The organism is Arcicella rosea, from assembly GCF_014204325.1.
GTDB lineage: Bacteria > Bacteroidota > Bacteroidia > Cytophagales > Spirosomataceae > Arcicella > Arcicella rosea_A.
Genome location: NZ_JACHKT010000015.1, coordinates 48,582 through 70,149 on the forward strand (window position 1 = coordinate 48,582; position 21,568 = coordinate 70,149).

21 protein-coding genes are annotated in these 21,568 nt (G+C 34.0%); 5 read left to right on the top strand and 16 right to left on the bottom strand.

What is annotated here, in order from left to right:
- The 10 genes from HNP25_RS11340 to HNP25_RS11385 form a co-directional block, all read right to left on the bottom strand.
- A complete protein-coding gene (locus tag HNP25_RS11340; RefSeq protein ID WP_184134228.1) occupies positions 1–1,899 on the bottom strand; it encodes an OmpA family protein in 1,899 nt (632 codons plus the stop codon).
- A gap of 299 nt (positions 1,900–2,198) precedes the next feature.
- A complete protein-coding gene (locus HNP25_RS11345) occupies positions 2,199–2,840 on the bottom strand; it encodes a 7-carboxy-7-deazaguanine synthase QueE (protein ID WP_229202841.1) in 642 nt (213 codons plus the stop codon).
- 276 nt (positions 2,841–3,116) lie between these two features.
- Positions 3,117–3,554, bottom strand: coding sequence for a VOC family protein (locus HNP25_RS11350; RefSeq protein WP_184134230.1), 438 nt, complete (start codon positions 3,552–3,554; stop codon positions 3,117–3,119).
- 212 nt (positions 3,555–3,766) lie between these two features.
- Entirely contained in the window at positions 3,767–4,111 is a 345-nt protein-coding gene (locus tag HNP25_RS11355) for a hypothetical protein (RefSeq protein WP_184134231.1), read from the bottom strand.
- Positions 4,108–4,386: a PD-(D/E)XK nuclease family transposase gene (locus HNP25_RS11360; protein WP_184134233.1), complete on the bottom strand. Its 279-nt coding sequence runs from the start codon at positions 4,384–4,386 to the stop codon at positions 4,108–4,110. The genes HNP25_RS11355 and HNP25_RS11360 overlap by 4 nt, the downstream gene beginning before the upstream one ends.
- A 91-nt stretch (positions 4,387–4,477) precedes the next feature.
- Positions 4,478–5,461, bottom strand: coding sequence for a DNA cytosine methyltransferase (locus HNP25_RS11365; protein ID WP_184134234.1), 984 nt, complete (start codon positions 5,459–5,461; stop codon positions 4,478–4,480).
- Entirely contained in the window at positions 5,430–5,999 is a 570-nt protein-coding gene (locus HNP25_RS11370; RefSeq protein ID WP_184134236.1) for a DUF4253 domain-containing protein, read from the bottom strand. Before HNP25_RS11370 ends, HNP25_RS11365 begins: the two co-directional genes overlap by 32 nt.
- A 10-nt stretch (positions 6,000–6,009) precedes the next feature.
- Positions 6,010–6,777 (bottom strand): HNH endonuclease, encoded by a 768-nt coding sequence (locus tag HNP25_RS11375; RefSeq protein ID WP_184134237.1) that lies wholly within the window; start codon positions 6,775–6,777, stop codon positions 6,010–6,012.
- A gap of 2 nt (positions 6,778–6,779) precedes the next feature.
- Positions 6,780–7,865, bottom strand: a complete 1,086-nt coding sequence (locus HNP25_RS11380) for a DNA cytosine methyltransferase (RefSeq protein WP_184134239.1) — start codon at positions 7,863–7,865, stop codon at positions 6,780–6,782.
- On the bottom strand, positions 7,855–8,193 hold the full coding sequence (locus HNP25_RS11385) for a helix-turn-helix domain-containing protein (RefSeq protein ID WP_184134241.1): 339 nt from the start codon (positions 8,191–8,193) through the stop codon (positions 7,855–7,857). Before HNP25_RS11385 ends, HNP25_RS11380 begins: the two co-directional genes overlap by 11 nt.
- A gap of 480 nt (positions 8,194–8,673) precedes the next feature.
- Between HNP25_RS11385 and HNP25_RS11390 the strand changes: the two genes are divergently transcribed.
- The 3 genes from HNP25_RS11390 to HNP25_RS11400 all read left to right on the top strand — a co-directional run bounded on the left by HNP25_RS11390 (position 8,674) and on the right by HNP25_RS11400 (position 11,155).
- Complete coding sequence (locus HNP25_RS11390) at positions 8,674–9,375, top strand: hypothetical protein (protein WP_184134242.1); 702 nt, start codon at positions 8,674–8,676, stop codon at positions 9,373–9,375.
- Between the two features lie 141 nt (positions 9,376–9,516).
- Positions 9,517–9,954 carry a DoxX family protein gene (locus HNP25_RS11395; RefSeq protein ID WP_184134244.1) on the top strand — a complete coding sequence of 146 codons (438 nt, stop codon included), beginning with the start codon at positions 9,517–9,519 and terminating at the stop codon, positions 9,952–9,954.
- 73 nt (positions 9,955–10,027) lie between these two features.
- On the top strand, positions 10,028–11,155 hold the full coding sequence (locus HNP25_RS11400; protein WP_184134246.1) for a helix-turn-helix domain-containing protein: 1,128 nt from the start codon (positions 10,028–10,030) through the stop codon (positions 11,153–11,155).
- 188 nt (positions 11,156–11,343) lie between these two features.
- On the opposite strand, the gene HNP25_RS11405 is transcribed toward HNP25_RS11400, so the two are convergent.
- From HNP25_RS11405 to HNP25_RS11415, 3 genes are all read right to left on the bottom strand, one after another.
- Complete coding sequence (locus HNP25_RS11405) at positions 11,344–11,751, bottom strand: hypothetical protein (protein ID WP_184134247.1); 408 nt, start codon at positions 11,749–11,751, stop codon at positions 11,344–11,346.
- 94 nt (positions 11,752–11,845) lie between these two features.
- The gene (locus HNP25_RS11410; RefSeq protein WP_184134249.1) at positions 11,846–13,384 is read right to left on the bottom strand and encodes an RtcB family protein; all 1,539 of its coding nucleotides are present in this window, start codon (positions 13,382–13,384) and stop codon (positions 11,846–11,848) included.
- A 423-nt stretch (positions 13,385–13,807) separates the two neighbouring features.
- Positions 13,808–15,325, bottom strand: a complete 1,518-nt coding sequence (locus tag HNP25_RS11415) for a TROVE domain-containing protein (RefSeq protein WP_310587168.1) — start codon at positions 15,323–15,325, stop codon at positions 13,808–13,810.
- Between the two features lie 279 nt (positions 15,326–15,604).
- On the opposite strand from HNP25_RS11415, the gene HNP25_RS11420 reads away from it, so the two are divergent.
- Positions 15,605–16,615 carry a helix-turn-helix transcriptional regulator gene (locus HNP25_RS11420; protein ID WP_184134251.1) on the top strand — a complete coding sequence of 337 codons (1,011 nt, stop codon included), beginning with the start codon at positions 15,605–15,607 and terminating at the stop codon, positions 16,613–16,615.
- A 110-nt stretch (positions 16,616–16,725) separates the two neighbouring features.
- On the opposite strand, the gene HNP25_RS11425 is transcribed toward HNP25_RS11420, so the two are convergent.
- Positions 16,726–17,208 carry a hypothetical protein gene (locus tag HNP25_RS11425; protein ID WP_184134253.1) on the bottom strand — a complete coding sequence of 161 codons (483 nt, stop codon included), beginning with the start codon at positions 17,206–17,208 and terminating at the stop codon, positions 16,726–16,728.
- A gap of 221 nt (positions 17,209–17,429) precedes the next feature.
- Between HNP25_RS11425 and HNP25_RS11430 the strand changes: the two genes are divergently transcribed.
- Positions 17,430–17,705 carry a hypothetical protein gene (locus tag HNP25_RS11430; RefSeq protein ID WP_184134255.1) on the top strand — a complete coding sequence of 92 codons (276 nt, stop codon included), beginning with the start codon at positions 17,430–17,432 and terminating at the stop codon, positions 17,703–17,705.
- 305 nt (positions 17,706–18,010) lie between these two features.
- On the opposite strand, the gene HNP25_RS11435 is transcribed toward HNP25_RS11430, so the two are convergent.
- The gene (locus HNP25_RS11435; protein ID WP_184134256.1) at positions 18,011–18,214 is read right to left on the bottom strand and encodes a hypothetical protein; all 204 of its coding nucleotides are present in this window, start codon (positions 18,212–18,214) and stop codon (positions 18,011–18,013) included.
- Positions 18,215–19,188: 974 nt separating this feature from the next.
- Entirely contained in the window at positions 19,189–21,462 is a 2,274-nt protein-coding gene (locus HNP25_RS11440) for an NADP-dependent malic enzyme (RefSeq protein WP_184134258.1), read from the bottom strand.
- Positions 21,463–21,568 lie beyond the last annotated feature (106 nt).

A 21,568-nucleotide genomic window follows, 5' to 3' on the forward strand; every position in this document is an offset into this window, starting at 1 on the left:
TTATAAAAACTTTATTTCAATTCTTCTGTTCAATTTACGATTTTCGGCAGAAGTGTTGGGTAAAATTGGCTTGCTTTTTCCATAACCTTCTGATTTTACCATTGCAGGATTGATTCCTTTTTGTATTAAATAATCACGAACGGATTTTGCTCTTTTTTGGGATAAAACTAAATTTTCAGCATCCTTTCCAACGTCGTCGGTATGACCAGAAATTTCTATCGGCAAATCTTTATTTTCATTCAGCAAAAGCGTCAATTTATCTAATTCAATTCTGGAAGCTTCTTGTAATTCCCATTTTCCTGTATCAAAAAAGATATTATTTAAAATCTCTTTACTATTTTTCTGAATCGGTTCAAGCGGAATGTCGAGTACTTTATCTGTGCCAGATATTTCAGAGAAATCAAAATTCATACTCTTGAAAAAATATCCTTTTTTATTGACAAAAACGGCATAAGCTCCGCCATTTTCCAAGACAAAAGTATAATTTCCTGTCTGAGCATCAGCCTTAAAAAGTCCCACTTTTTCCTGTGTTTTTAGCGAAATCAATTCAATTTCAGCCGAAAGTTTTTGTTTACTTTTGGCATCAAATACGATTCCTTTTAAAAAATAAGTGGACTTAAATTGTTGTTGGAAGTTTTCGGGCAAAGTAATTTCTACAATTTTAGCACGACGTACTCTATCATCCTGACTTCTTTCTAAAGAGTAATAAGCCTTTTTGCTGTCGGAAGTAATAAAAAAAGCGACTTGGTCTTCATTAGTATTTAGCGGAAAGCCCAGATTTACAGGTTTTGTCCATTGATTTTGCTGATTTTCAGTAAAAAACAAATCCAATCCGCCCATGCCTACATGTCCTTCGGAAGAGAAAAAAAGCGTTTTTCCGTTGGCATGAATAAAAGGCGAAAGGTCGTCTTCGCTGGTGTTGATGACATTGCCAAGATTTTGTGCTTTCGTCCAAACATTCATGGAATCTAACTTACTCAGCCAAATATCTCTTTTGCCGATACTTCCTTTTCTATCCGAAACAAAGTACAAGGTTCGTCCATCCGCAGAAAGTGAAGGTTGTGATTCCCATTCGCCAGAATTGATATTTGGCCCTAAATTTTGTGGTGACGACCAATCATTCCCTTCTTTATAAGCAATGAACAAATCGCAACTTCCGAAGCCTCTTCTGCCTCCGCAAGAAGTAAACACCAAAGTTCTACCATCAGCCGAAATCGAAGCCGTTCCTTCATTTTCCAGCGTATTGATTTTATCAGAAATGGAAATAGGCACAGACCAAGTACTGTCTTTGAAAACAGATTGATAAAGGTTTTCATCTTTATCTTGTTGACCCGTAAAAATCAGCGTTTCACGGTCGGCAGAAAGTACGGGAAAGTATTGGGAATCGAAACGATTGACAGTTTTAGGGAGTTCAACAGGCGAAATTTTCAGGGGATTTTCTAAAGATTTGATAGCAAACTTACAGCTTTCTAAACGAGCCAAATATCTTTTTTGGTTGGAAGTCGTAACTGATGGCTGACCTTTTTCTAAATATACCAAAGCTTTTTGGTAATCGCCTTTTTTGAGGTACAATTGTCCCAATTGTTGGGAAGCTATTTCTGTCACCGAGCTTTTTTCCTGAGCATTTACCGCCTTTTCATAATTCAGAATCGCATTGCCAAATTGGCGATTTTGTTCGTATAATTTTCCTAAATGGAAATAAGGTTCAGCAAATAATTTGTCTCTTTCAATGGCTTCTTCAAACTCATTATAGGCCGTTTCTAAATTTCTTTCTTGCAAAGCCTTTAAGGCATTTTGGTATGCGTCAATAGCTTTTTTGTTAGTGGAAGACAGCGTATTTTGAGCTTTAATAAAGAAGGAGAAATTAGCAAAAGAGAGGAGCAAAAAAAGGAATCTCATGTCTGGGAAATTTAATAGAACAAAAGAATTTATTTTACAAAAACGGGAAGGAATTAGTTAATGTTAAGTGAAAAATAAAAGTTTTTAGGAATAAAACGAATACTCAAAGCTAAATTCATTAGGGTGCGACTTAAGTCGCACCCTAATGAAAAGAAACATTTTTCACAACTAATGATGCTCTTTTAATTCATTCGATTATGCACAATGCAAATAAAACTGATAGCGTATGTTTTTGTATCTAATTGATAGTCAAAGGCATAAAGCTCAACTCCTCACTCACAATTCAGCACTCATCATTGCTATGGAATATCCATAAACTTATGTACTTGTAACGAAATTCTCCATTTTGGATTGTTCTTGATGTACTCTATGATTTGCGGAAGCATTTGTTCCATTCTACTCCATTCGGGTTGAAGGTACAGCATACAATCAGACGAAACCAAGCTGGCAAAGCTTTCAGCCCACTCAAAATCTGATTGATTGAAAATGATTACTTTCAATTCGTGTGCTTTCGGATAAATATCAGGATTGGGCGATTTGAATTTTTTAGGAGAAAAACAAATCCAATCCCAAGCACCTGATACTTGTTCACAAACGCCTGATGTTTCAATATTGGTTTCAAAACCTGCTTGATGCAAGGCTTCGGTGAGTTCATCTAAATTGTGCATCAAAGGCTCGCCACCTGTGATTACCGCCAAACGTCCTTCGTAAGCAGAAGCCTCCGCCACAATTTGACTAATACTTAATTTTGGATGTGCGTTTATATCCCAAGATTCTTTCACATCGCACCAGTGACAGCCCACATCACAACCGCCTAAGCGGATAAAATAAGCGGCTCTACCTTGATGAAAACCTTCGCCTTGAAGTGTATAAAAGGCTTCCATCGTAGGAAGTGATTGATTGGAAGGAATAATTGCTATATCGTTTTGCTCTTTTGTCATGCGTGTAATGTAAGTAAAATACAAACACAAAATTAGCACATTTCCCTCAGTAAATTGTTGTTGGGGTTTGAAAGCTGTAAAAGGGTTGGATTTGGAGGTGCTGAGGATTTATTGTAGATGATTTTAAAACTCACGGCATGACTCCAAGTCATACTATGAGTAACAATCTATTTATCAACACTTCTAATTTCTTTCTGAACCAGTAGAAAAGCTTAAGTTTGTAATACTTTATTCAGTTAAAAACTGAATTTATTTTAGGTACAAGTGACGCTCCGATTAAATCTGTCCTTTATAATTTGGGTCAAAATCTACCATCCATTCAATTCCGTATTTGTCTCTAAACATCCCAAAATATGAACCCCAAGGACTGTCGGCAATAGGCATTTCAATTTGTCCGCCTGCTGAAAGTCCGTTAAATAATTTGTCGGCTTCTTCCTTGCTTTCTGCACTGATTGAAATTTTACTTCTGTGTTCATTTTCGTTTGTGCGTCCCATAATTTCGGGAACATCATTGGCCATCAGAACGTTTTTCCCAATCGGCAAAGCAATGTGCATAATTTTGTTTGCTTCGTGTTCTGAAACCGTAAATTCAGGTCCAGCAAGGTCTTTGAAACGCATAATCATTGCGAATCCTCCACCAAATACAGATTTGTAAAAGTTAAATGCTTCTTCGGCATTTCCGTTGAAGTTAATGTGAGGATTGATGAGTGCCATAGTTTTATAAGTTAAGTTCTTTATGTACAAACCTAAGCTTTAACACTCAATAAACAAGGTCGGAAAACGACAAAAAAGAGGTTCTTTGTGCCAATATGTGGGTTCTCATACGACTCTTGCTTGACACTAACTGGTTCAAGCCTGTGGCTTGGACTTATAAATCGTTTCAGGTTAAAACTGAAATGATTTTGACGCTTTGCTTAACACTTGAATCAGTTAGGGTTTGCAGAAACTTGTCGCTGAACAGATAAAACAAAGTCCTCGGATACATTAGATAATTTCGCACATTGTTCAATGGTTAAACCCATTGATAAACCATTTTTAACTGTTTCTATTTTTACAGCCTTTTCTTTTCTATCCTCTGCCTCTTTGATTTTCCTACTCTCAGCTTTTACAGATTCAGCGTTACGAGCAATCAAAATCTCTAATGAAGCCTTTTCGTCAGGTGTCATTTTACGACTGTCCAATTCGTCAATGGCTACTTTGAGCCAATCCTCGTCCCAAAATTTAGGAAATTGTATAGGATTGGTAAATGTATGAGTATGTATCGTCTTCATTTACTATGCGTCCCAGTATAAATCAGTTTTTGTAAATCTGTTTGACAATCAATTTCTTGCAAAGTAAATTTATCTAATTCTAATGTGATAAAAGTCATTTGATTATCAAAAAGTTCGCCTTGTTCATTTCGCAGATTCGCAACGGTATGAAATTGATAATATGGTAGAATATCGCTTTCCAAAATTGCTACACAAAAGATTTTGGTCAGTGTTCCATAGTCAAACTTCCCACGTTTTACCATTGCATTAAACTTGTGCAAAGAATAAAACTTCATGCGTTGTACAAAATTTTGGAAAGTTTATTTTCATAAGTGAATAACATTTCTTCCCAGTGAGTAAAAATTGAAAAAGTATGCTATTAAATATTTAGATTTCTTGTAATTCGTTTATTTCAGACTCTTCATTTTCTTTATTACAGCTATTTGCCAGTGCATTTGCAACGTGCCACATTAAAACTGGCGGAATTGCATTACCAATTTGTTTATATATCTGAGTTTCGCTCACTGGAAAAACAAAATTCTCCGGAAAAGACTGAATGCTTGCTGCTTCTCTTGGAGTAAAACGTCTATAAATTTCATTTTCAATGTCAACTAACAAAACAGGATCTCTCGAATTTAGACTCGTCTTTGCTAAATGAGAAGTAACTGTTAAACATTGTCCATCTAAATCTTGATACAAACCACGCTTCATATTATTTTTCGCATTTTTCATTCCCTCAACAGCTCTTTGAGAAAAATAATATTTTTCGTCTTCAATTTCCAATTGTGGAATTACTATTTTAAGAGGAACCCATTTTTTGGTGCTGAAAAGATTAGTTTCTGAGTGTGTTTCTACTGGAAATTTAAAATCCATATGTAGGTCATTTCTTATTCCAACAATAAAAACTCGTTCTCTTTTTTGTGGTATTCCAAAGTTTGATGCGAGCAATAACTTGTATTTTACATTATAGCCAACACTTTCAAATTCAGTAATTACCTTTTTAAGAATTGCTCCTTTTTGTAGCGTTACCAATCCTTTAACGTTTTCGCAAACAAAGAATTTGGGTTGTTTTACTTTCAAAATTTTTACAAGTTCTTTATATAGGTTAGCCCTGTCATCGTTAGTGTCTTTGTTTGGGTTTACTGTACTAAATGATTGGCAGGGAAACCCTCCTAGCAATACATCAAAATCTTCAATATCATTAATATCTACGTTTTTAATATCATCGCAAACAGCAGGATGTTTAAAGTTTGTATTATATGTTTCAACTGCATATTTGTCAAAGTCTAAAGCATAACTTATCTCAAATGGAAGAGGAGGATAATAATCATTTAGGAATTTAATCCCACCAAAATAATAATTGCTTCTCAATTTTTATTTGGGATATTAATTCCTGTTCTGTGATAAAAATTTGGTTTAAATCTGGACAAAACTCTAATAATTCTTCGTAAAAAGCAGAAAAATCATCTATATCCTTTTCAAATTCTATTAAAATCCAAGAATAATTTGCTCCAAGAATATTAATCGAAAACTGCTTATTCCAATTAGTTAGTTTTTGAACAATCTCATCAGTAGTTAATTCAAAACTTACTCCGCTTGTTTCTTGAACATTGATTATTTCAAATTGATTTTTTGATTTAATGATTGAAAGTTCATTGTTCTGAATATCAGAAATAAAACCGATATAACTACTTCCCAACAACCATTTTCTAATATGTTTTATAGCTTCAATACTATTTCCATTAGATTTAGACAAAACGGAATTTTTAAATCCGATTGGTTCGTTGTTAGCATCGAATATTATTCCTTGATGAATTGGGTTTTGTGTTTCGTTTTTTAACGTTTGTAAAATAGAAATCCGAAAATCTAATGTATTCGCCAAATTAATTTCGTTCTCTGTTAATTCCATAAATTAAATTTTAAGGTTGAAATACAGCATTATTGTGATAAAGAAGAAACTCTTCATTTGGCAAAAATTTCATAGGGGGAATTATTTGTCTGTTTTCAAATTTGGATAATTCTTCTTGGTAAAAAATCTCTTTTGAATATTTTTTCATTTTAGAAGAAAACAATATTTTGTAGTTTTTGTCAATTGAAATCAAACCCTTGTCAAAAGCCTTGTCAAATGTTGCTGACAAACAAATTCCATTAGTTGGGTTTAATCTGTTCTTCTCATCTTTCGACCAAGGCTTGATGTGAGAAGCAATTAAAAGTTCAGGAATTTTGATACCTGTTATTGAGCAAACATTTGAATAATTTGATAGAACCAACGTTCTAAAATAATCTTGATTAATTCTTACTTTCGTTTCACGAATTTTATATTCTCCTTTTTTAGAACTATCGACAAATATTTCTGTATTTCCTTTTTTGTAAAAATCTACAAATTTTTCAAATAATAGATTTTCACTTTTGAAAAACATTTCATCAAAATTAGTGGAAAATTCTTCAAAAATTTCTTTATCTAACTTTCCAATGTTGGTTGCTCCCTTTCTTCCTAAAAGCTTCTGTCTTGGGTCTAGACTTACAAAATTCACAAGTTTAAAAGCTACTGCTCCTGGTGTTCTTCCAATAATGTGTCCAAGCTCTTTTACATCAGTGCTACTTGTATTAAATTGCCCATATGGTATTTTACAATATAAATTGTAAGCCAAAATTAGTTCATCTCGTGTCCAATTTCTTCTTTCCATATCTATGCGACATTTTTTTGCGTTTGGGATTGCAGTGGAAATCCTTTTTTTGGGAAACGAACAAAAAGATTGAAACAGAAAGCCAGACCGAAGGGAACGTCCAAATCAAAATTTACATTATTTAACTGGCTTGTTTTTCCTCCTTTAAAAATATAATCATCAGGAAAAGATTGCAGTCTTGCACTTTCTCTTGCAGTTGGCACACGGTCAAACTCATAATGAAAATGATGATTGTGTCCTGTGTCAATTGTAAAACTCGGTTTTTGACTATTTAATCTTGTCCACGCAATATTTACTTTTCTTGTTTGATGAAGCTCTTTTGGTAAATTCTTGTAATTACCACCATCTGGAACCATCGAAATGATTTCAATCGTTTTTTCATTATGAATTGTAATTTGATGGTTAAAAATTCCTTCGGAGTTTTGTCTCATCATTTTTTGAAAATCATTTTGAGGTTTGATAGGATACTGACTTCCATCATCTAAAGTGTCTTTAGGTAAATCTGAAATAGCTTCTTTTGACGTAATATGTTTTTCTGTTGTCGGTTCGGGAAAAATAAATTCTTTATTATTTTTTGTACCAACAAAAAATGCTCTTTTCCTATTTTGGGGAATACCATAATCTGAAGCCAACAAAACTTTGTAAACAATGGTATAACCAAGTTCTTCGAAATCTTGAATAATGCTATCTTTTACAATACCATTTCCCATAGAAATAATATTTGGAACATTTTCCATGACAAAAACTTTTGGCTTGTAAAAATCAACAAAACTCACAAATGATTTGTAAAGTTGGTTGCGTTCATCATCAACAATTCTTTTTCCTGCAATAGAGAAACCTTGACAAGGTGGACCTCCTATAATTACATCAACTTCTTTAATGCCTGTTAGCTTTGAAATTTCTTTGGGTGTTTCTTTAAATAAATCGGCTACTATTCCTTTTGCGTTTTTATGTGTGTTTTCAAATGTTACAATTGCATCTTTCCAATGGTCAACACCCAAAAGTACTTCGTATCCTGCTTCGATGAATCCATACGAAAGTCCACCGCAACCACAAAATAAATCTATTACTGTTGGTTTATTTGTCATTATCAAAATTAATTTCTCCTTGTTTTACGTTTATGTTCTTTAAATAATTCATTTTTTCTTCTGCTACAGTTAGTGTTTTTAGAGAACAATTATATTGATACATTTTTTTTGCGAATTGGTCTCCAAAATATTCCGTTTTCAAATCTTCAATATCAAGTCCAAAAATGTAGGATAATTTTACCAAACATTTTTCGTCAAATTCTTTTTTGCCTGTTTCAATTTTACTCAAAGCTCCCGAATCAATACCAAGTTTTGCACCTAATTGTGTAAGTGTAAAATTGTTTTTAGTTCTTAATTTTCTAATATACTCTCCGAAATTTGCTTCCATTGTCTTGAAATTTAAATCTTGACTATTTTGACAAAATTACGAGAATATTTTTTGACGTGAGAATTTTCAGATTAATATTTTCTTAAAAATTAGTTAATGACTTTATAAGGAAAAAAATGTATAGGAATCAGCATTGCGGTGGTTTATACTTCTTATGCACTGACCGCATTATTAACTGGGAATTTTTCAATTAGCCACGAAAAGGTTAGCAAATAATTCTCGGTAAAAACTGATTAATAGTTATTTGGGGATTGTTAGAGTTTTAACCTTACATAAATTACATTCTAACACATCAATATTTACTCAAAAAATTGCTAATCATGTCTTTTTTAACTTGGAAAAATATTTCAAAATATCAAGAAAGTCTCAAATCATCATTCAAGACGTTCTAAATCATGTTTTAAGGCGTTTTCTGTTTTTTGAGGGGCAAACTTTGACCCATCAATTCAACGAGGCGAAAACCTCTTAAACATTCAAAAAATGAAAACGCAAATCAAATCTCTTCTTTTTATTTGTTCTCTTTTAATCGCTTTTATCGGAAAAGCTCAAACAGAACTTGCTCGTGTAAGCTTTACTATCAAAAATCCTTCCCTCAAAAACAAACTGATTGGCTTTAGTAGTTACAATACGCAACTACAAAAAATTACGGGTGGCTATGGTTATGGCTTAAATGCACTGGCTTCGCACGCTGTCAATTTGCCTACTCCCGTTTATGTTTATCAAGAAAAAAATGGGAAGAAAGAATTATTCTGTGTGGTAACTCAGAAAGATGATGGAAAAGTCTTTTTTATCAATCAAAGCTATGACATTACTCGTGAACAGTATTTAGACTTTGCTCGGGCAGAAATGACTCAGAAGAATCAAGAGAAAGATAAAGACGAAAATTCAATAGAAAATATTGCTAAAAAATTAGGTGTCAAATTGGTGGGTGTTAATATCAAAGGGGCATCTTGGTTTCCTTCGATGGCTCATGTACGTTATGAATTACCTTGGGGAAAGGATAAGCAAACGGGTTTTTCTACTTCTTTAAGCAAAGCAAAAAATAAATATGTATTTCTGCCGGTGGGTACAAAAATCTATCAATGCAGCGATAAGTATTGGGATAACAATGTAAAATTCACGGAGAAATTATTGCTAAGCATAGAAGGAAGTAAAAACGACTACACAGTTTCGTTAGAGTAAAAGTAAAACTCAATATAAATCATTTTAAGTAATGAACATAATTCAAGTGATTTTCTTGTCAACCTATTTTAGGCAAGCACAACTAATCACCAATCACTATTTACTAATTACTAATTAATTCAATTTTAAAAAATAGAAATCATGAAAGCATTATTCTCTAAAATCATCACTCCTGTTTATACTTCTGCTTGGTACACTGACTTGTTATTGGCTTTGCCACGTATTATTGGCTGTTACTTTTTAGCCGTAAATTTTGGCGGAAGTAAGTTCCCTTGTCCAGATTGGTTTATTCAAGATGTGACCAAATTTGGTTTTCCTTTTCCTGCCTTTTTTGCTTGGGCTGCAGTACTTGCCGAAACATTCGGGGGAGCATTGTTAGTGTTGGGTTTATGTATTCGCTTGGCTGGTTTTATGGTGATGTGTACGATGTTAGTTGCTATTTTCTTTCAAAAATGGGGAGGCGAAGTATGGGAAATGTTGCCTGCGATGGGCTTCCTTTGGATTTCTATTTACGCTGTCGTAATGGGGTCTGGCACTTTTGGACTCGACCACCTCATTGCAAAAAAATGGTTTAAATAAAACATTTTGTGCTTAATTTGATTTAATTGTTAAACTGCCTAATCATACTTTTATTTCTAAAACATTCCCCCAGATGCAAATCTACTGGTCTAATTATTCTGTTCCGCTTTGGTTTGGTTTTATTCAAGCATGGATTTATGCTTTCCTGTTTTGGAAAAGAGCTTATCAAAACAATCGTCTTTCCGACTACCTATTTGGTCTGGTTTTGATAGGAATGGCTTTTAATATTTGGGAGTATATGTTGGGTTTTTCGGGCATTGAAATCCTTTGGCAAGAACTCAATTTTCTGCCAAGAAACTTTGGACTCGCTTTTCCTCCGCTTTGTTACTTTTATTTTAAAAGTCAGATTGATAAAGATTTCCGTTTTAGTTTAAAAGATATTTTTAACTTTTTGCCCTTTTTGATTGATACTTTTTATAGAATCGTCATTTTTTCGATGGGGAAAGATTTTGTACAATACTTTGAGAAAAATTATCATAATGCTTGGGGAATTGGTCATCTTGAACTGCTGACAAGTATCGTGCTGACTGCCTATTATGTATATCGAGCATTCAAGCTTTACAATCAATATAGATTATGGACAAAAACACAATTCTCTGATATTGAATCGGTTAGTTTTAAATGGTTTCGTAATCTCTTGATTGTATTGCTTTTAGATTGGGCTGTTTCATTGATTAAACTGGTAATCATTAGCAATTTCAAATTAGATTTTTACCAAGATTGGTGGGATAATTTAATAGGTGTGATATTGATTTATTATATTTCTATTACGGGTTATGCACAAGCTCAACCCACCAAAGATTTGGTTTTTAAAGAAACGGAAGATTCTGTATTGGAAAACCCACCCAAAGAAAAATTTGAAGAAGAAGAATTAAGTAAATGGAAAACAAAAATCTTGCAATTGATGCACGAAGAGCAACTGTATTTACAGCCAGAACTCACACTTTCGGATATTTCCAGTCGCCTAAAAACCAATGTGTCAGTACTTTCGGGCGTAGTGAATAATGCTTTTGGAAAGAATTTCAATGATTTTGTGAATGAATACAGAGTAAAAGAGTTTCAAAAAAGAGCCATTTTACCTGAAAATAAAAACATTACACTCTTGGGCATCGCCTTCGACTGCGGATTTAATTCAAAAGCCACTTTTAATCGTTCCTTTAAGAAGTTTACAGGAAAATCGCCGAAAGAGTTTTTGACTTAATACAAAACTGGTTTTAGGATTTCCTAAGACCTAAAATAATCATGAGCGTCACGCCCGAAAGGGCTTATTGAAAATATAAAAATGTATAAAGGCAAAAGGAATATTTACTCTGATACATTTGCGAGCTTGACGCTCTTTGACAGTTTCGGGAGTAGGAAACAATTTACGATTAGTATGATACTTTTCTTTCAATTTTTTCTCCTCAATCGTATTGACTCATACAAGTCATTTTTCACGACAATTTCTTCCGTTGCAATCAAAGAGTATTCTTCATTAGGGAAAAATATATCCCAAATCCAAACAAACAACTTAATATGTTCTGAAGGAGTATTAAAAGGTAATAGATTTGACTCGATTAGTCTTCCAAAATCAATTTTTGTTTTTTTTAGGTAAAATACTAAACTAATTTTAACCTTTACTTTATAAGCATCAGTCGATTCTTCATAGTATGGATAAAGATACTCTTTTAATATTTTTTTTACCTCTTGCTCATTATCGGCATCTAAATATTGTAAACTCCTGAATTCATCTAAATCTGCTCCACCTGCTAAAGGACTAAGGATATCATGTAATAAATATTGGTTTACCTCTATCATTTTATTTTTGGAATTAAGCTATTTGATTTACCCTCCTAAACAAGTAGAAAAACAGTAAAAACGCCTGATAAGCAATCCTATCAAGCGTTTTTTATTAATCCTCAGCTTTTTCTCTTCCGTCTGCCATTCTTACGATTTTGGGCGAAAATTTCGCTAATACTTTTACCAATTCTTCCTGAGCAGCCATTACTTTATTGATGTCTTTGTATGCTTGTGGGGCTTCGTCTAAATCTGCCCCAATCAATTGTACTCCTGCCTTTTCAAGTGCCTCTTTTAAATCACTTTTGGTAATCATTCCTAAAGCTTTGGTTCTCGACATCCTCCGTCCTGCTCCGTGCGAGGCAGAATTAATACCTTCATCAATCCCTTTGCCACGAATCACAAAACCCGGCTGAGTCATCGAAGAAGGAATAATACCTAAATCATTTGCTCCCGCTGGCGTTGCTCCTTTTCTATGCACCATAATTTCAGTTCCATCTGCCAATTGTTCTTTCCAAGCAAAATTGTGGTGATTTTCAATGCGTTTCAAAGGATTTTGATTCATCGCTCTGGCTATTTTATTATGAATTTCATGATGATTCGCCGAGGCATAATCACCTGCTAAATTCATTGCCAACCAGTATTCTTGTCCTTCGTCGGTATTCATATCCAACCAAGCCAAATGCTTGGCTTCTTTGGGTAAGCGAGTTTTGTTCATGGCAATTTTTGAATAATGATTCGCAATATTGCCTCCCAAACCCCTTGAACCAGAATGTGAAAGTAAAGTTAAATATGAACCTTTAGGAATATTCATCAAATCGTCCTCCGCCAAAATTTCCAAAATACCCCACTCTACAAAATGATTTCCTGTGCCAGAAGTACCCAATTGACGGTAAGCTTTGTCTTTCAAATCACGGATAATTTTTATCGCTCCCCATTCCGAACGGTCGAATAATGAATCATCAAATTTCTTCCCTGATTCTGTACCCATTCCGAAAAAAGTATTTTCTGTCAGTACTTTCTTCAATAATTTATCTTCTTTTTGAATCATATTGGCTGGCAAATCGAAGATACTCATGCACATTCGGCAAGCAATATCAACTCCAACGGCATAAGGAATAATAGTGTTGGCGGTTGTCGCCAATACGCCACCAATTGGCAAACCATAACCTTGATGAGCATCGGGCATCAACGCTCCCGCTACTGAAATGGGTAATTTCATAGCAGTTTGCATTTGGTCTAAAGCTCCTTGTTCGATTTGACTCGCTCCGTAAATTTTATAGTTTAAAGCTTCTTCTCGTAAATCTACATCCACATCTGTCTGACGACCCACTTTCTTGATTTCAAAAACAGGTTTAGCGTTTTCGGCTTCTACCAAAGCTCTTCCGTAGTCCGACAATACGATTTCTTGACCAATTTCTTTTAGATGCTTCGTGTAAATGGCAAGGTTTGTTAATTTATTTTTAGAAAAAGCGTACTTTTTCGGGGAATCTATCATTTGGGCAAACATCAAAATCACCTGATTTTTGGGATAAACCCCATGACCAATTAAACCATTGGCTACTCTTAAAAATTTGGCTAAAGCCTCCTCAGTTTCCACGCCCAAAGCTTTTAGTTCTTCTTGGTCGATGGTTTCTTCTTGTAAAATGTTCATTGTTTAGTTTAAGTTTGAATCATTTATTAAAATAGGTGTAGAGATATTTACAAGGCAAAAAACGAAAAGAGAAAGATTTGCTCTACCAACTGAGCTACTACTTGTGTAAAGTAAGTGGGACTCGAACCCACGACCCAACCGCCCCGAAGCATCTCTTTTCTACGGCACTCATTTCTTTGAGGTAACAGGCATCAAATGTTTTATTAAACTGGGACTCGAACCCAAAGCCTAACGCTTTTACCACGAAGTAACATTTGACTAACGACACTCATTTTTACTGGAGCAAAAATCTATACCAAGTGCGGGGCATTGCATTGCTGGAGTCGAACCAAGAAGACCTCATTGAATTTCTCAATCTCGCCATTCCTCCCCTATATGGTTGCTACGAAGTAACTCGGTATTCTACGGCATCCTGTAAAGTCTTTAAAGCTCTATTTTATGAATTGTTTCTAAGACAGATTTTTGTGATTCAAGTGCTTCGAGAACATCAAAAATCTTTTCAGACCAACCTGCTATCAAGAATACATCTTCTTGTGGAGTATTGACTGGCATTTGTCCATATCCTGTTAAATCAAAAAGGTACAATTTTGCATTGGGTGCTATCTTTTTGTAAAGCCTCCAACAGTTTGATAGCGTGTTCTCGCCTTGTGTATCCCATAATTGCATATCTGTAAATATCATTACTTTATCTGCTTGATATTTACGGCTGATTAAATCTTGAATTACCAAGTGTCCATTTGTTGCGTAACCCACTTCACCTTCTCTGCGGTAAAAAGCATCAACATTGGCTAATATTCCTTGTGAAGGTAACTGAACTACTTTCCAAGTGTCACCAAATATACCTGTCACAACGTTTTTACATTTGGCTTGTAAAATCATTCCCAAAAGCAAACCTATATCATAAAACCTAACCTTACTTTTAGGAGAAATATTTTTTTGCATCGACCCCGAAACATCACAAGCAATCACCACTTTTACTTCATTTCCAAAACCTGACAAACTACTTGTACTGTGTTTGATGGCTTCTTCTAAAGTATTCAGTACTAATGAAACATTTCCATGTTTTACTTTCGATAATTCACGATAAGCTGCTAAAAACCTGAACGGTAATTGTTTAGAATTGGCAACAGCTTTTGGATTTGATAAATAATTAAGAGCCTTTTGAAGATATGCTTCTTCTACGTTGGCTTCTAAAATATTTCTTAGGTTTCTCAACATAGCCATGTAGCCAATCTTCTCACTTTCAATAAGTTCTTGCCATTTTTCTTTAAAAGCGGCTTTCTTTTCTTTGTTATTATTGAAATGTTTTTGTCCTAAAGCTGAAAGTTCAGTTTCCCAAGTATAAGGAACAGCCAAAGTATTCTTGGCAATTTTATCAAAAAGTAATTGTTGTTCAGGACTTTTTGGCTTAGGGTGTACCAAAAACAAAGCATCTTTCAGTTTAATACCGTTTGACTGATTGTATTTAGCAAACTGGTATTCATCAAAATTATTAAAAGCACCCGATAAGCCCTTTTGAATTTGTTTTGATAATTTATTGAGTTGCTTTGTGCCAGTACGAGCATTACTTTTTTGATAGTATGCCAATACTTCTACTATTTCATCTGGTCTGACTACGATTTTTTCAATCGTTTTTCTGACCAAGCTATTTCCTTGAGTAACTTTTGCTAATTCAACAGACAGTAAAACAGGTACTGTTCTCAAGTGCATTTGCAAACGCACATAAACAGCAAGTTTAGCAACAAACTCAGGACTTACTTTTTTCATCAATTCCTGAATTCTTTTTTGTCTGCGATTTTCATCTTCATAATAGGTAGCCTCAATTATACTTGTCACAGAAGCTGAATACAATTCCATTTCAGGAGTAATTCTGTAAGTTTTCGAACCTTCATAATTTTTAGAAAGGTTAAGAGCATCTTTAAACCAATTAAATTTCATCATTATAAGCTGTTTTCATTGTTGACACTACAAAGTTGCAAGCTCACAACGCAGTCTTTTTGCGTAGCAAAAATTATTTTCTATTTTTAGTGAAATATTTTAAAAATTCACAATTCAAAACTAATCCTATACAAAGGATTGTCAAATTATTGATTTTGGGTTTCAGATTTCAGCTTTATAAAAAACGTTTTTTAAATTACTTTATCCTATTTCCCGAAATCTGAATTAATTAAATCTTTCGTACAACATAATTCAAAACTCATAATTCATAACTAATTCAATATGCCTGCTAATAGAAATGCCTTGATTCGGTATAAAACCATTGATACTTGTTTGCAGAACCGTCACAGAAAATGGACTTTAGAAGACTTGATAGAAAGTGTTTCGGAGGCTCTTTATGAGTATGAAGGAATCCATAAAGGCATCAGTAAAAGAAGTATTCAGGCTGATATACAAATGATGAGAAGTGAAAAATTGGGTTATGAAGCACCGATTGTTGTCATCGACAAAAAATATTATACTTATGAAGACCCCAATTTTAGTATTACAAAAACGCCTTTGACCAGTGCAGACGTTTCCAGAATGAACGAGGCACTTGATATGTTAAAGCAGTTCAAAGGGTTTTCTCACTTCAACCAACTCAGTGAAGTAATCAATAAATTAGAAGAACATATTTACAGCAATAAAGAAAAACGTAATTCAGTAATTGATTTTGAGAAAAACGAGAACCTCAGGGGACTTGAGTACTTGGATGATATTTACCAATCTATCCTTCAAAAAAAAGCGATATATCTGAATTATCGGTCATTCAAAGCTCAACAGGCAAATCAATTTTACTTTCATGTTTGGTGGCTAAAAGAATTTAAAAACCGATGGTTTGCCGTAGGAGTACGACATAAACATGATGTAATCACCACTTTGGCATTAGACAGAATCTTAGATTTGAAAATTGATGCAGACGCTCCTTACATCGAAAATCTAAAATATAGCCCAGAATTGTATTATTATCATGTGATAGGTGCAACGGTAAGCCATAATGTGCGGGCAAGCAAAGTAAGAATCAAAGTCAGTAATTTGCACGCTCCATACATAGAAACTAAACCTTTGCATCATTCACAACAAGTAGTAGAAAGAAGCAATACGGGAATTATTATTGAAATAAAAGTTCAATTAAACTTTGAGCTTGAGAAGGAATTATTGGGTTTTGGGGAAGGCTTGGAAGTATTAGAACCACCTATTTTAAGAAAAATCATGCAGAAAAGATTGGATAGGGCGAGTGAGCAGTATAGATAATTTTCAATAGGGTCGGGATGAATCCTAACCTTTTACTCATGGCATGACTTAGAGTCATGCCATGAGTTGTTTTTTATCATAAACACTACGCTAAGCGAAGGTATGCAACATTATTTTTTCCCAACTCTTGATTTTATAAACTCTAACTGATCTTCTGTCAATGTTGTCATATCAATGAAATTGCCAAACTTTTTGCTGTGATATAAAATCAAAAACTTACCAAACTCTTTTTGCTTAATAATATGTGACCACAAAAAATCGCTATTAAATGTCAACCCTTTAACAGCAACTCCTCGGTCGCTAAAAGTGTATGTCATCTCATTTTGGAAACTTGGATTTGATGTAAACTGTCTAATAGAAATTAAAACAATTACTGATGGAGCTAACAAAAGAAATATTCCAATAACAATATCATATATTGGCATATCAGTGTAATAATCTATGACTTTAAGATAGTCAAGTAATACAATTGTTAGCAAGTAAAGTCCAAGCAAAGTGGCAAAGATAAATATCGGCTTTTTATAAAGTCCGACATACATTACTCTTGTATACTCTTTTATTGTCAAACGTGTTTTGATTGTAAAGTCTTCCATAGGAATTGAAGGGTTTAGCTAAATTTTATAGTACTTTTTGTATTATTCACAAACTAACTTTAGAATATGGTTTAGATAATTGGTGCGTTGCTTACGCACGTGTTGTTGGTGAGCAAACTCCAACAACAGCAAAAAAATTCTGTTAAAGTGAACGATTTTAATTGTAGTATGTTTAGTTAATACTTGTTTTATTTTGAAACAAGTATTAACTAATAAATAGAATGGCACTGTATAATTTCCCAATTTATATTTTAGTAAAAGGAAGAAAAGCACAAGAACTTTTAAAGAATGAAAACTTTCTTCTTGAAGTTGAAGAATCAATTGATATTGTCGATATACGTAAAATTATACTTAAATACTTTATGATTGATATTGATAATCATAATGATAGAGGTCTAATATCCATTAATGATGATTCGGATGAGCCTTTTAATTACAAATTAGTAATTAAAGATTTACAAGGACCTTACTTAGGTAAATTTTCAAATCAAGTTTAATTGACTAATTATGTATTCAATACTAATTAATAACCATCTCAAACTGGTCTTAAGATTTATTAAGACCTAAAACGAGGAAGAACTTCACGCTCGAAAGGGCTTATTGAAAATATTAAAATTTATCAAGGTAAAATGGATATTTATACCTGATACATTTGTGAACGTGACGCTCTTTAACATTTTGGTTCGTAGGAAACAACCTACGATTATTTGAAATTAAGCCCTTCTTCTTTCGTTGTTGGTGCAGGTTGCCCATGAACCATTTCATAATCTATGATTATTGCAGAGTTTGATATTTCAAGCATTTATCTGTCCGTTTTAAATCCTTCATAAATCCATATGCCTGCAAAAGTTAAAACCCAATAAACTGGGGTACAAATAATTAAGCCAACCAAAAACCACTCTTCTTCACCGCCCATAATGTAACCTGCAATATAGGGTAAAATTAGACTTGCTACGATGATAGCTCTTTGTACTCCTTTGAGTAATGCTTTGAATCTTGGAATCATAGTTTTCTTGTTTTGTCGTTTCTTAAAATGGTACACAACTCGCTAATATGCGAAATTGATGTCGTAATTCTACATTGTTAAACCAATTTTCTATTTTCCGAAAAGTACTACTTTATTTTTTCTCTGCAAACTCCTCTCTATTTTTTATCAAATACCCTTTAAAGCCTAATTAATCGCTTATTCTTTCCTGTTTCTTTTGAAATAATTTACCGTATAATAAAAATACGCTTGTTGATGTCGGTTCAATTTGAAAAAAAATATTAATTTTAAGTAGCTGATAGATAGGCTGATGAATGCTTTTATGGAACTCAAAGCTGTGATTAGTAGGCTTTTTGTCTGAGAAAGAATAATTTCAAAGGCAATCTTTTATATTTGAATGAGTAATGAAAATCAAGATAATTGACTCTTGCACAAGGAAATAACACTAAACTAATTACCTATGAAAGGATACTATAAAATTCCGACAATCATTTTTTCACTACTGTTAATAATTCCAGGAGATAAAATATCATTTCCTGTTTTTTTGATAATTCTATTAAGTTTTACAGGTGGTTTTTTGCAAATACTATTTAGTCTCTTTTCAATTACTTCAATAATTTATTTAATATACTCTACATATTCAAAATTCAACAATAAAGCAGATAGTATTGTTACAATTACAATTATTCTTATCTCCTTTTTATTGCTACTCACACAATATAATACTCTTTATTATTATGGAGATATAGCGGTTTTTATTTCAATATTTTTGTTTCTAGCCTTCTCCATTTTAACGCTTTATTATTCAATTAACAAGCTAATTAATCGAGGGAAATAGCCATTCATAAATTTAGATATATCCTTTTGTTGTTTTAATCATGGGATGACTTAGTGTCATGTATGAGTTGAAATTTGAGTTGGTTTTAATAGACAAGGGTCGGAATTAATCCCGACCCTTGTGAATATTAATGATTATTTTCCTTGAAAACTGATACTTATTTCCCTTGTGCTTCTACCACAGCAATGGCTACCATGTTTACAATTTCACGTACTGATGAACCCAATTGTAATACGTGTACTGGTTTACGTAATCCTAAAAGGATTGGTCCGATGTACTCAATATCACTGGTTTCTTTCAATAAGTTATAGGCAATGTTAGCCGCAGAAAGGTTAGGGAATATTAAAGTATTTGCTCCTTCCTCCGCTAACTTAGAGAATGGATAATTTTCTTTAATCAACTCATTATCAAAGGCTAAGTGTGCTTGCATTTCACCTTCTACAATCATTTCTGGATGCTTTTTCTGTAAAATAGCCGTCGCTTCTCTCATTTTTACAGCATCTTCTCCGTTGGCAGTGCCAAAGTTGGAATAGGTCAACAAAGCAATTCTTGGTTTCAAGTTGAAACGTTCAACAGCCTTGGCAGTTAGTTCTGTAATTTCAACAATGTCTTCAACCGTTGGATTGAAATTCACAGTTGTATCTGAGAAAAATACTGGGCCTTTTTTCGTCAATAAAATATACATACCCGCTACTTTCTTCACGCCATCTTCACGACCAATAATCTGTAAAGCTGGACGAATAGCATCTGGATAATTACGAGTAAGACCTGAAATCACACAGTCAGCATCACCAGTTTCTACCATCATCGAAGCGAAGTAACTGCGTACTTGCATCTGCTTATGAGCTTCGTACTGATTGTAACCTTTACGTTTTCTTTTATTGAAGAAAATATCACCATACTCTTTCAATCGTTCAATCGTTTCTGGTGCACGAGTATCAATGATTTGTACTTCATTCAAATCCAGATTATTTTCTTGAATAATTCTTCTGATTTTATTTTTATCCCCCAATAAAATTGGCACACAAATACCTTCATCTTTCGACTGTTGAACAGATTTTAATACTTTCAGATTTTCAGCATCAGCAAAAACAACTCGCTTAGGCGAACGTTTCGCTTTGTTGAAAATATATTTCATCAATTGATTATCTAAGCCCAAACGTTTACTTAGTTCTAATTCGTAAGCGTCCCAATCCGTAATTGGTTTTTGAGCCAAACCTGCTTCCATTGCCGCACGTGCCACTGCTGGAGCTACGGTAGTAATTAAACGTGGGTCAACGGGTTTTGGAATAATATATGTTCTTCCGAAAGAAAGATTCTTTTCGTTATAAGCCAAGTTTACGATGTCTGGCACTGGTTTCTTTGCTAATTCAGCTAAAGCTTTTGCAGCCGCCAATTTCATGGTTTCATCAATTTCAGTAGCACGCACATCCAAAGCACCTCTGAAAATGTATGGAAAACCTAACACGTTATTTACTTGGTTGGGATAATCCGAACGACCCGTCGCCATAATAATATCTTCACGAGCGGCTACAGCATCTTCATACGAAATCTCAGGCGTTGGGTTTGCCATTGCAAAAACGATAGCATCTTTTGCCATTGATTTTATCATTTGCTGAGAAACGATATTACCAACCGACAAACCTAAGAAAACGTCAGCGTCAACCATTGCCTCCGCCAAATTATGTATATCATTTCGGTCTGTAGCAAAAGGCTGAACGTATTTATTCAAATCTGTTCTTTGTTTCGATACCAAACCATCTTTATCAAACATCAAAATATTCTCTACTTTCGCACCTAAACCTAAGTACAATTTTGCACAAGAAAGCGCCGCAGCACCAGCACCCGAAATCGTGAATTTACAATCTTCAATGCGTTTCCCTACAATTTCCAAAGCGTTCAACAAAGCCGCTGCCGAAATGATGGCTGTACCGTGTTGGTCGTCGTGCATGATAGGAATATTAAGGTCTTTTCTTAATCTTTCCTCAATCTCAAAACACTCTGGCGATTTAATATCTTCGAGGTTTACGCCACCAAAAGTTGGTTCTAAGATTTTTACAGTACGGATAATTTCTTCGGGGTCTTCGGTGTTTAATTCAATATCAAAAACATCAATGTCCGCAAAAATTTTAAACAAAACGCCTTTACCTTCCATCACAGGTTTTGAGGCTTCTGCACCGATGTTACCAAGTCCTAAAACGGCTGTACCATTTGAAATTACGGCTACTAAATTACCTTTTGCTGTATATTTATAAACATCTTCACGGTTGGCTGCAATAGCCAAACATGGTTCTGCAACGCCTGGAGAATAAGCAAGAGAAAGATCTCTCTGAGTTTCGGTTTCTTTGGTTGGAATTACTGCAATTTTGCCTGGGCGACCTTTAGAATGGTAGTCTAACGCATCTTGTTTTCTAATTGAGATTTGGCTCATAATGAAGTGTCACTAATTGGGTTTGTTTAAAAAACTGTCGCAAAAGTACGCTAAGGGTTTTTGATAAACTAAGAAAATCGTGCTGTATTAAAGCACCAGAAAAAAT

Bases quoted from the DNA above. Each gene is read 5' to 3' on its own strand.
- HNP25_RS11340 (WP_184134228.1), bottom strand. From the start codon at position 1,899: ATGAGATTCCTTTTTTTGCTCCTCTCTTTTGCTAATTTCTCCTTCTTT.
- HNP25_RS11345 (WP_229202841.1), bottom strand. From the start codon at position 2,840: ATGACAAAAGAGCAAAACGATATAGCAATTATTCCTTCCAATCAATCA.
- HNP25_RS11350 (WP_184134230.1), bottom strand. From the start codon at position 3,554: ATGGCACTCATCAATCCTCACATTAACTTCAACGGAAATGCCGAAGAA.
- HNP25_RS11355 (WP_184134231.1), bottom strand. From the start codon at position 4,111: ATGAAGACGATACATACTCATACATTTACCAATCCTATACAATTTCCT.
- HNP25_RS11360 (WP_184134233.1), bottom strand. From the start codon at position 4,386: ATGAAGTTTTATTCTTTGCACAAGTTTAATGCAATGGTAAAACGTGGG.
- HNP25_RS11370 (WP_184134236.1), bottom strand. From the start codon at position 5,999: ATGGAATTAACAGAGAACGAAATTAATTTGGCGAATACATTAGATTTT.
- HNP25_RS11375 (WP_184134237.1), bottom strand. From the start codon at position 6,777: ATGGAAAGAAGAAATTGGACACGAGATGAACTAATTTTGGCTTACAAT.
- HNP25_RS11380 (WP_184134239.1), bottom strand. From the start codon at position 7,865: ATGACAAATAAACCAACAGTAATAGATTTATTTTGTGGTTGCGGTGGA.
- HNP25_RS11385 (WP_184134241.1), bottom strand. From the start codon at position 8,193: ATGGAAGCAAATTTCGGAGAGTATATTAGAAAATTAAGAACTAAAAAC.
- HNP25_RS11390 (WP_184134242.1), top strand. From the start codon at position 8,674: ATGAAAACGCAAATCAAATCTCTTCTTTTTATTTGTTCTCTTTTAATC.
- HNP25_RS11395 (WP_184134244.1), top strand. From the start codon at position 9,517: ATGAAAGCATTATTCTCTAAAATCATCACTCCTGTTTATACTTCTGCT.
- HNP25_RS11400 (WP_184134246.1), top strand. From the start codon at position 10,028: ATGCAAATCTACTGGTCTAATTATTCTGTTCCGCTTTGGTTTGGTTTT.
- HNP25_RS11405 (WP_184134247.1), bottom strand. From the start codon at position 11,751: ATGATAGAGGTAAACCAATATTTATTACATGATATCCTTAGTCCTTTA.
- HNP25_RS11410 (WP_184134249.1), bottom strand. From the start codon at position 13,384: ATGAACATTTTACAAGAAGAAACCATCGACCAAGAAGAACTAAAAGCT.
- HNP25_RS11415 (WP_310587168.1), bottom strand. From the start codon at position 15,325: ATGATGAAATTTAATTGGTTTAAAGATGCTCTTAACCTTTCTAAAAAT.
- HNP25_RS11420 (WP_184134251.1), top strand. From the start codon at position 15,605: ATGCCTGCTAATAGAAATGCCTTGATTCGGTATAAAACCATTGATACT.
- HNP25_RS11425 (WP_184134253.1), bottom strand. From the start codon at position 17,208: ATGGAAGACTTTACAATCAAAACACGTTTGACAATAAAAGAGTATACA.
- HNP25_RS11430 (WP_184134255.1), top strand. From the start codon at position 17,430: ATGGCACTGTATAATTTCCCAATTTATATTTTAGTAAAAGGAAGAAAA.
- HNP25_RS11435 (WP_184134256.1), bottom strand. From the start codon at position 18,214: ATGATTCCAAGATTCAAAGCATTACTCAAAGGAGTACAAAGAGCTATC.
- HNP25_RS11440 (WP_184134258.1), bottom strand. From the start codon at position 21,462: ATGAGCCAAATCTCAATTAGAAAACAAGATGCGTTAGACTACCATTCT.